Source organism: Nocardioides sp. NPDC057577, from assembly GCF_042801335.1.
Classification (GTDB): Bacteria; Actinomycetota; Actinomycetes; order Propionibacteriales; family Nocardioidaceae; genus Nocardioides.
In genome coordinates, this window is record NZ_JBHVGB010000205.1 from 1 (window position 1) to 10,078 (window position 10,078).

The following is a 10,078-nucleotide window of genomic DNA, read 5'->3' on the forward strand; positions in this document are numbered from 1 at the left end:
CTCCGGCGCCCTTCGTCCGTCGTGAAGCCTCAGGCGGTCCAGCCGGCGTAGGAGCCGGTGAGCTCGACCTTGCCACCCGGGGTGTCGGTGACCTCACCGGCGGCCCAGGCGCGGATGTCGTAGCCGGCCAGGATGCGTACGGCCTCGTCGACGTCCTCGGGGTCGATCAGCGCGACCATGCCGACGCCACAGTTGAGGGTCATCTCCAGGTCCTCCAGCGCCACGGAGCCGGTGCGGCGGACGAGGTCGAAGACGGGCGCCGGGGTCCAGGTGGTGCGGTCGATGCGCGCGGAGAGCTCCGCGGGCATGACCCGCTCCAGGTTGGCGGCGAGGCCGCCACCGGTGACGTGGGACATCGCGTGGGTCTTCGTCCCACGGGCCAGCTCCAGGCAGGCCTTGGCGTAGACACGGGTCGGGGTGAGCAGCTCCTCGCCCAGGGTCCTGCCGAACTCGGAGATCTGCGCGTCGAGCGTGTAGGCGCCGGAGTTGAGCAGCACGTGGCGGACCAGGGAGAAGCCGTTGGAGTGCAGGCCAGAGGCCTCCATGGCGAGGACGACGTCGCCCGCCTTCACCAGATTGGCACCGAGCAGGTTGTCGGCCTCGACGACGCCCGTGGCCGCGCCGGCCACGTCGTACTCGTCGGCGGCCAGCAGACCCGGGTGCTCGGCGGTCTCGCCACCGACCAGCGCACAGCCGGCCTCGACACAGGCCTCCGCGATGCCCTTGACGATCGCCGCGACCCGCTCCGGGATGACCTTCCCGGTGGCGATGTAGTCGGTCATGAACAGCGGCTCGGCGCCACAGACGACCAGGTCGTCGACGACCATGCCGACCAGGTCGAACCCGATCGTGTCGTGCTTGTCCAGCGCCTGCGCGATCGCGACCTTGGTACCGACACCGTCGGTCGAGGTGGCCAGCAGCGGACGCTCGTACGCCTTCAGGGCACTGGCGTCGAAGAGGCCGGCGAAGCCGCCGACGCCGCCGAGCACCTCGGGGCGCCGGGACTTCTCGATCCAGACCTTCATCAGATCCACGGCGCGGTCGCCTGCGTGGATGTCGACACCTGCTGCGGCGTACGCGTTGGTCGGCTCGGTCTGGCTCACTGGTGGATCTCCGATCACGGGTTGTTCAGGACCGGCAGGGCCTTGCCCTCGGTCGGGGACTGCAGCGAGACCTCGAGGAGGTGCTTGCCGAGCAAGCTCTCGTCGGGCAGCTCTACGGGGTATTCGCCGGTGAAGCAGGCCGTGCACAGCGCGGTGCGCTCCTGGCGGGTCGCCGAGATCATCCCGTCGAGGGAGATGTAGCCGAGCGAATCGGCACCGACCGAGGCGGCGATCTCGTCGACGGAGAGACCGTTGGCGATCAGCTCGGCGCGGGTGGCGAAGTCGATGCCGTAGAAGCACGGCCACTTGACGGGCGGCGACGAGATCCGCACGTGGACCTCCAGGGCGCCGGCCTCACGCAGCATCCGCACCTGGGCGCGCTGGGTGTTGCCGCGCACGATCGAGTCGTCGACGACGACGACCTTCTTGCCGCGCACCATGTGCTCGAGCACGTTCAGCTTGAGCCGGATGCCGAGCTGGCGCAGGGTCTGGGAGGGCTGGATGAAGGTGCGGCCGACGTAGCCGTTCTTCACGAACGCCTGGCCGAAAGGCAGGCCGCTCTCCAGCGCGTAGCCGGTCGCGGCGGGGATGCCGGACTCGGGCACCGGGATGACCAGGTCGGCGTCGACCGGGAACTCGCGGGCCAGCTCGCGGCCCATCTCGACGCGGGACTCGTGGACGTTGCGCCCGGCGATGTTGGCGTCAGGGCGGGCCAGGTAGACGTACTCGAAGACGCAGCCCTTGCGGTCGGTCTCGGCGAACCGCACCGAGCGCAGGCCGGACTCGTCGATGATGATCATCTCGCCGGGCTCGACCTCACGGACCACGCTCGCGCCGACGGTGGCCAGCGCGGCGTCCTCCGACGCGATCACCCAGCCGCGGTCGAGGCGGCCGAGCACCAGCGGGCGGATGCCCTGCGGGTCACGCGCGGCGAACAAGGTGTCCTCATTCATCCACACCAGCGAGAAGGCGCCGCGGATCGTCGGCAGCACCTCCAGCGCACGCGCCTCCAGCGAGGAGTCGGGGTGGTAGGCGAGCAGCTCGGTGAGCAGCGAGGTGTCGTTGGTCGACACCGGGGCGTGGCGGCCCTCGGAGTGCTCGGGCAGCGCCTCGACGGCCGAGCGCATCTCGGAGACGTTGATCAGGTTGCCGTTGTGGCCGAGTGCGACGGATCCGTCCGGCGTCGGCTTGAAGATCGGCTGCGCGTTCTCCCACACCGAGGCACCGGTGGTGGAGTAGCGGGCGTGACCGATGGCCACGTGACCCTTGAGCGACTCGAGGGTCGGCTCGTCGAAGACCTGGCTGACCAGGCCCATGTCCTTATAGACCAGGATCTGGCGCCCGTTGCTGACCGCGATGCCCGCCGACTCCTGGCCACGGTGCTGCAGCGCGTACAGGCCGAAGTACGTCAGCTTCGCGACGTCCTCGCCCGGCGCCCACACACCGAAGACCCCGCAGTGGTCCTGAGGACCCTGGTCGTGGGGGTCGAGGGCGGCGGTGAGCCGGCCGTCGCCACCCTTGCGTCGGGACACGTGCCTACCTGAGCTGGTGAGGTTGACCACGGCACCGAGTGTAAGGCCGTACGCAGGCGATCAGCGAACCCTTGACAGTCCTGTAAGGGTGGTCACATGAACGTCTCGGAATCATGAATGTAAAGAACGATCCACGTCTGCCCTACCGCCCGGGACCGACTTCCCGGATAATCGATCCGATGACTTCTTCAGCGCCCAAGCCCGCCGGCGGTCACCGACTGACGGTGCCGCCGGGATTCGCCCCACCACCGTTGGGCGGGAAACGCGCCAGAAGCGACCTCACCACGACGATGACCACCATCACGACCGATCTGGCCGAGATCGGTGGTCTGCTCACCCCCGGCGAGGATCTCTCCGACCTCCAGCTGATCGCCGACAGCCTGACCGCGCTGGCCGGCTTCGAGATGGCCACGATCAGCGTCGCGCGTGCCGACGGCCACCTCCACATGGTGGTGGTCTCGGGCCAGGAGTCCGCCCGCGCCGACCTGCTCGGCACCGTCACCCCCATCGAGCGGCTCGAGGCCGAGCTCGCCCGGGCCGACGACTGGGGCATCTTCAAGTTCGTGCCGGCGGAGCGGTTGGACCCGAACGCCGACGTGTACGGCTGGATCCCGACGATGACCACGATCGACGCCGCGGGCGCCTGGAACCCGCTCGACCTGCTGGTCGCGCCACTGCGCGACGACGCCGGCAAGCTTCGCGGCACCCTGATCGTCGACGTCCCGACCGACGGCCTCCGCCCCAACCCGGAGAAGCGCGCCGTGCTCGGCCGCCACGCGGTGCAGGCGCAGCGCGCCATCCTGCTCGCCCTGGAGCGTGAGGAGCTCTCCGAGCAGGTACGCCTCGCCGAGGCCGCGCGCGACGTGATCCGCCGCGCCGGACGCGAGCTCGACCCCGACGAGATCCTCAACTCGCTGAGCACGGGTCTGGTCGACGTGCTCGACCTGACCGACTTCTGGCTGCACATGTCCAAGCCGGGCGGCCGGGGCATCCGCACCAAGATCTACCGGGAGGACTTCAAGCTCCCGATCGACGACCTGACCAGCCAGTTCATGGTCGACTACGGGCAATACCTCTGGGACCAGCGCAGCATCACCGTGCAGACTCCCGACGGCGCCGAGCGGCTCCCCCACCCCGACCCGGAGCGGCAGCAGCTGATCACCGAGTGGATCCGTCACTACAAGGTCGGCTCGATCGTCGGGGTCCCGATCGGCTCCGGCCAGACCTGGTACGGCGCGATGCTCCTCGGCCGCGGTCCCGACAAGCCCCACTGGAGCGAGCTCGAGCTGATCACCGCCGCCGACCTCGGCCGCGACTTCGGCCGCGTGGTCCACAACTCCAGGGCCTACCTGCGCCAGAAGGCGGCGGTCGACTCCCTGCGCGAGCTCGAGGCCCACAAGAGCCGACTGATCGCGACGGTCGCCCACGAGCTGAAGAACCCGCTCTCCGCGTTCCGGTGGAACATCGAGTCGCTGCCCTACGCGGAGTCCGAGGACGAGTACGCCGAGGTGCTGACCGCGCTCACCCGCAACCGTGACCGCACCGAGAAGATCGTGGCCGACCTGGCGATGCTGTCGAAGGTCTCCGACCCCGACCACCTGCCGACCACGGTGCCGATCCAGGTCGCGCCCGTGCTCGAGGAGGTCCACAGCCAGCTCAGCGCCGAGATGCCCACCAGCGACGCCCACGAGCTCGTCTTCGAGATGCCGTCCGACGACGTCTACGTGACCCTCGCGCCGGGCGATCTGGACCGGGTGGTGATCAACCTGGTCACCAACGCGATCAAATACAGCCCCGAAGGCGGTCAGGTCATCGTGAGCACCCGCACCAGCCCCGGCTGGTTCGAGCTCCGGGTGACCGACCACGGCCTCGGGATCTCACCGGAGGACCAGGACCGGCTCTTCACCGAGTTCTTCCGTTCGACCAACCCCACAGCACTCAAACAGCCAGGCACCGGTCTCGGACTGACGATCGTGTCTCGAATCGTCAGTCGGCGCGGCGGACTGATATCCGTCGACTCGACCCCTGGCGTGGGAAGCACATTCCGTGTGACGCTGCCCATTGTTTAACCTTACGCAACGGGAACGGGTTGCATTTTCATCTCGGCGGAGAACTCATGACCAGTACGCCCTCAGAGGGTCCGGACGCGCCCAGCGGCGCCTCCGAGGCGTACCCGAGCCCGGATCCCGGTCTGCAGCTGATCGCGGAGGGGGTCACCGAGCTCGTCGGCTTCGGCGCCGCCGTGATCAACATCCGCCGAGGTGACGAGTTCGAGATCGTCGCGGCGTACGGGGACGAGACCGGCCACACCGTCGAGGGCGAGATGACCGTCGCCGAGATGCTCGGCACCCGGTTCCCGGTCTCGGTGGTCACCGACCTGCTGGACATGTCCGTGGACTGGGGCGACATCAAGTTCGTCCCTCACGAGAAGAACACCATCGGCGAGGCGGAGGGCTACTGGGTCCCCGACACCGACGAGGACATCCTGAAGGACCCGCAGGACTGGCACCGGCTCGACGAGCTCCTGGCGCCCTTCTACGACGAGAACGGGGAGCTCGTCGGCGTACTGTCGATCGACCGTCCGACCAACGGACGCAGGCCCGGCCGGCGCCAGCAGCGGATCCTCAACCGGTTCGCCCGTCAGGCGAGGCGAACCGTGCTGCTGACCCTGCAGCGCGAATACCTTGAGGAGCGGGCCAACAACCTGCTCGAGGCTCAGAGCTTCCTGCGCGAGGCCAACTCCCAGCTCGGTCTCACCGAGGTGCTCGAGGTCACCCAGGAGGCGATGAGCCGGGGTCTCGACGCCGATGGTCTCTACGTGCAGGCTCAGGACGGCGAGGGCGGGTCCGTCGCCTATGCCTCCCCCGGCCTCGGCTGGAACGCCAACGACAGCAACCACATCGCCGCAGGCCAGGCCTACCAGGCCACCCGGCTGTGGAACGCGGGCCAGCACGCCATCGTCAACCGCGAGCTGCTCCGGCACGCGCTGCAACAGGGCAGCGCGGAGCGGAGGATGTTCGCCAGGCTCGGCCTCGAGTTCCTCGACGCGGTGGAGGCGGACTCGCTCCTGGTCGTACCGATCGGGGTCGAGACCACCGCGCTGGGTCATCTGGTGCTGGTGCGTGGCTCGGGCCGGCCGCGCTGGACCGATGCCGAGGGCCGCCTCGCGATGGAGTTCGGTCGCGACTTCGGGCGCATCGTGCTCACCTCCAACGCCTACACCCAGGAGCGTGACCTCGCCCAGCGGCTCGCCACCGCCGACAAGGTGCACAGCCGGCTCATCGAGGCCGTCGCGCAGGAGCTGCACAACCCGCTGACCGCCCTCACCACCGGCATCGACGCGATGCGTCACGAGGACCGCGGATCGCCGACCTGGTTCCAGCAGGTCGGCAACCTGATCAGCCGATCCGACCAGCTGGTCGCGATGGTCGACGACCTGCTGCTGTTCTCCCGCTTCTCCGACCCCTCGTCGCGGCCGGCGCTGGCCTCCGTGGACCTGACGTCCCTCCTGCAGGAGATCTTCGAGCAGAGGACGTACGAGTCCGAGAAGCGTGGCATCGAGGTGAGCATCGACGTGCCCTCGCGCAGCGTCTACGTGCTGGGCGACCGCAGCGAGATCAAGGCGGCGATCCTCCGGCTGGTCGACAATGCGCTGGTCTACACCCACCGCGGCGGCCACATCCGGCTCTACATCGTGGAGAGCGCGAGCGAGGCGGCCATCTCGGTGACCGACAACGGCGTCGGCATCCCCGCGGCGGAGCAGATCCAGGTCTTCACCGAGTTCTACCGCGGGTCGAGCCAGGCGATCGGTGGCCGCAAGGGCGTCGGCCTCGGGCTCAGCATCGTCGACCGGGTCGCCCGCCGCCACGACGGCCGCGTCACGCTGCGCTCGGAGCCCGGCACCGGCACCCGCGTATCCCTCGTCCTTCCGTTGGCCAACGACGCCACCTCGCTTGGTTAACCAAACGTCACAATCTGGTCGAGACGGACGCCTACGGCTGCACAGCGCGCGCGTTTCGTGCAACACTCCGTGGTGCCCAGGTCCTCAGGACTGCCACGCAGTTGCAACACCCGCCCTGACCGACCTACCTGAGAGCAAGGATGCCCCCACCACAGTCAGTCGAAGCCCTCGACGTGCCTGCGAGCACGCCGAGCAGGACGTCGCTGCCGGTGGCAGATCCCGCGCTGCAGATGATCTCCGAAGGCATCTGCGAGCTGCTCGGCTTCGGCATCTCCGCGATCAACGTCGTCCGCGGCGACGAGCTCGAGGTGGTCGCGGTCCACGGCTTCATCAGCGGCCTGAACTCGCACGGGCGCCGGGAGACGGCTGACGAGATCCTCGGCACCCGGTGGGCCCTCTCCGACCTGCGCGACAACCTCTCCCGCGGCGAGAACTGGGGCGCCTGGCGGTTCATCCCCCAGGAGCGGGTGAACCTTCACGAGGGCAGCTGGGTCTCGACGACCAACATGATCGACGCCGCCGACGCGTGGCACCCCCACGACATGCTGATCGCGCCGATCCTCGGTGACGACGGCTCCATCCAGGGCTGTCTCTCGGTGGACATGCCGGTCAGTGGCCGTCGGCCCGACTTCACCCAACGCCGAGTGCTCAACCGGTTCGCGAAGCGCGCTCAGCGGGTCGTGCGCGGCTACCTCGAGCGCGAGCGGCTCTACGAGCGCGCCGCGAACCTGGAGACCGCCAAGGAGTTCCTGCGCGACGCCAGCTCCAAGCTCAGCCTCGCCGACGTGCTCGACACCAGCCACGACGCGCTGATCCGCGGCCTGGGTGCCGACGGGATCTGGATGGCGACCAAGGGCTCCCACAACGAGATGGTCGTGCACGCGACCCCGGGCCTCAACTGGGACCCCGACCCGGGCCTGGCCTCGCTCACCTCGCGCAACAGCTCCCGATACTGGGCGGACGGCACCTACTCGATCCTGAGCCGCGAGCGGATCACGGACTCCTCGGAGTGGAACGAGCAGGCCGCCGTCGTGAACGAGTTCTTCGAGACCCTGGGAGCGGCCAGCGCCCTGGTCGTGCCGGTCGGCGCCGACCACGAGTGGCTCGGCCACATCGTCCTGCTCCGCTCCCCGGGGCGGCCCACGTGGACCGACGCGGAGGGCCGGCTGGCGCTGGAGCTGGGCCGCGACTTCGGACGCATCGTGCTCACCGCCAACGCCTACACGCAGGAGCGCGACCTCGCCCAGCAGCTCGCCCACGCCGACCGCGAACGGAACCGGCTGATCGAGGCGGTCGCCCGTGAGCTCCGGATCCCGGTCAACGCGCTCGGCACCTCGCTCAACGCGTTGGCCGGCGAGCAGGCCAACACCCTGCCGTGGATCGTCCAGGTGGAGACGCTGACCGTACGCAGCGCCCAGATCGAGGGCATAGTCGGCGACCTGCTGCTCCTGTCCCGGATCCGCGACCCAGCCAACGCCCCCGGCGAGACCACGATCGAGGTCTCCGAGATGCTCGACGACGTGCTCGACGAGCTCGATCCCGACGCGGCCCAGAAGGACATCGAGTGCGTCCTGACGACGCCGACCGGGCCGGCGTACGTCGTGGGTGATCCTCGTGAGCTGCGCGCGGCCTTCCTGCACCTGGTCAAGAACGCGCTGACCTACAGCTATCGGGGTTCGCGGGTGCAGGTGATGCTCTACAGCGCCGGCAGCGAGGTCACGATCATCGTCGCCGACGCCGGTGTCGGCATCGCCTACGAGGAGCAGCCGGAGGTCTTCGACCCGTTCTACCGAGGCTCCAACTCCGCGCTCGGTGGTTCGCGCGGAGCTGGGCTCGGGCTGACGTTGGTCGAGCAGATCACCAGGCGCCACCACGGGTTGGTCGAGCTCGACTCACGGCCTGGTGAGGGCACCCGGGTGGCGCTGACGCTGCCTGGGGTCTAGGTAGCGGAGCGGATGTTCACCGAGGTAGCTCGGTGAGTGCGCGCTGCCTTCGCGGAACTCCACGAAGGCAGCGCCACTCGACCGAGGTAACTCGGTGAACGGTCAGTGGCTCCCGAGCTTCTGGAGCAGCAGCGCCTCGGCGACGACGACGCGTCGGAACTCGGCGAGGTGGAGGCCCTCGTTGGCGCCGTGGGCGCGGGTGTCGGGGTCCTCGACGCCGGTGACCAGCACGCTGGCCTGCGGGAACGCCTCGAGGAACTCCGCGATGAACGGGATCGAGCCGCCCACGCCCATGTCGATCGGGGCGGTGCCGTCCCAGGCCTCGGTGAAAGCGGCACGGGCGGCGTCGTAGGCCGGACCGGTCGCGTCCAGCGCGATCGGCTCACCGGTGTCGACGACCTTGGTGGTCAGCTCGGCGCCCCACGGGACGTGCTTCTCCAGGTGCTGGGTGAGGGCGGCGACGGCGTTCTCGCCGGAGTCGCCCGGAGCGATCCGGATGGTGACCTTGGCGCGCGCGGTGGGCGAGAGCGTGTTGGAGGCACCGTCGACCTTGGGGGCGTCCAGACCGGTGATCGTGATCGCCGGCTGCGTCCACATCCGCTCGACGGCACTGCCCGTACCGACCCACTGCAGACCATCGATGGCCCCGGACTCGGCACGGAGCCTGTCCTCGGGGTAGTCGACATCCGCCGCCTGCCCGGAGACGAGCCCCTCGACCGCGGGCGCGCCGTTCTCGTCCCAGAGGGAGTTGAGGAGGCGTACGAGGGCCATGATCGCGTCGGGGGCCAGGCCGCCCCACATGCCGGAGTGGACCGCGTGACCCAGGGTGCGGAGCTCGACGTCGACGCGGATGAGACCGCGCAGCGACGTGGTCAGCGCCGGGACGCCGATGTCCCAGTTGCCGGAGTCGGCGATCACGATGACGTCGGCCTTCAGCTTGTCCTGGTGCTTCTCCAGCAGCTGGGGCAGCGTGGCCGAGGCGACCTCCTCCTCACCCTCGATGAAGAGGCGCACGGTGACCGGGAGGTCGTCACCCAGGACCCGGACCGCGCCGATGTGGGCGGCGATGCCGGCCTTGTCGTCGGCCGCACCGCGCCCGTAGAGCCGGTCCCCGACCTCGGTGGGCTCGAACGGCGGGGTGTTCCAGTCGGCGTGGTCGTTCTCCGGCTGGACGTCGTGGTGGGCGTAGAGCAGCACCGTCGGGGCACCCTCGGGGCCCTTCTTCTCACCGACGATGGCCGGCGGAGCGCCGTCGAAGGCACGCACGATCTCCACGTCGAAGCCCTCGGCCGCGAAGAGGTCACGGGTCTTCTCGGCGCTCTTCTCGACCTCGCTCAGGCGCTCAGGGTCGGCGCTCACGGACTCGATCCGCACAAGGTCCTCGAGGTCCTTGCGGATCCCGGGGAAGAGGTCGTCTACACGGGCCTTGATGTCTTCGGTGGAGTGGCTCATAGGGTGAGATTATCTGGGCGGGGGCGGGCGTCGGGTAGTCCGGTAGCGAACTGCCTATTACTGGCGGGTATATGGACAGTTCGCTAC

6 protein-coding genes are annotated in these 10,078 nt (G+C 69.2%); 3 read left to right on the plus strand and 3 right to left on the minus strand.

The window, feature by feature from the left end; translation table 11 throughout:
- Nucleotides 1-29: 29 nt before the first annotated feature.
- Nucleotides 30-1,103, minus strand: a complete 1,074-nt coding sequence (gene purM / locus ACFU7D_RS26265) for a phosphoribosylformylglycinamidine cyclo-ligase (RefSeq protein WP_378872942.1) — start codon at nucleotides 1,101-1,103, stop codon at nucleotides 30-32.
- Between the two features lie 14 nt (nucleotides 1,104-1,117).
- A complete protein-coding gene (gene purF / locus ACFU7D_RS26270; RefSeq protein WP_378872944.1) occupies nucleotides 1,118-2,635 on the minus strand; it encodes an amidophosphoribosyltransferase in 1,518 nt (505 codons plus the stop codon).
- Between the two features lie 179 nt (nucleotides 2,636-2,814).
- Between purF and ACFU7D_RS26275 the strand changes: the two genes are divergently transcribed.
- From ACFU7D_RS26275 to ACFU7D_RS26285, 3 genes are all read left to right on the plus strand, one after another.
- Complete coding sequence (locus tag ACFU7D_RS26275) at nucleotides 2,815-4,704, plus strand: ATP-binding protein (protein ID WP_378727540.1); 1,890 nt, start codon at nucleotides 2,815-2,817, stop codon at nucleotides 4,702-4,704.
- A 47-nt stretch (nucleotides 4,705-4,751) separates the two neighbouring features.
- Nucleotides 4,752-6,596, plus strand: a complete 1,845-nt coding sequence (locus ACFU7D_RS26280) for a sensor histidine kinase (protein ID WP_378872946.1) — start codon at nucleotides 4,752-4,754, stop codon at nucleotides 6,594-6,596.
- Nucleotides 6,597-6,769: 173 nt separating this feature from the next.
- Nucleotides 6,770-8,539 carry a sensor histidine kinase gene (locus ACFU7D_RS26285; RefSeq protein ID WP_378872948.1) on the plus strand — a complete coding sequence of 590 codons (1,770 nt, stop codon included), beginning with the start codon at nucleotides 6,770-6,772 and terminating at the stop codon, nucleotides 8,537-8,539.
- Nucleotides 8,540-8,641: 102 nt separating this feature from the next.
- On the opposite strand, the gene ACFU7D_RS26290 is transcribed toward ACFU7D_RS26285, so the two are convergent.
- The gene (locus tag ACFU7D_RS26290) at nucleotides 8,642-9,991 is read right to left on the minus strand and encodes a dipeptidase (protein WP_378727543.1); all 1,350 of its coding nucleotides are present in this window, start codon (nucleotides 9,989-9,991) and stop codon (nucleotides 8,642-8,644) included.
- Nucleotides 9,992-10,078: the final 87 nt, after the last annotated feature.

Coding starts and splice junctions, on each gene's coding strand:
- ACFU7D_RS26280 (WP_378872946.1), top strand. CDS start 4,752: ATGACCAGTACGCCCTCAGAGGGTCCGGACGCGCCCAGCGGCGCCTCC.
- ACFU7D_RS26275 (WP_378727540.1), top strand. CDS start 2,815: ATGACTTCTTCAGCGCCCAAGCCCGCCGGCGGTCACCGACTGACGGTG.
- ACFU7D_RS26290 (WP_378727543.1), bottom strand. CDS start 9,991: ATGAGCCACTCCACCGAAGACATCAAGGCCCGTGTAGACGACCTCTTC.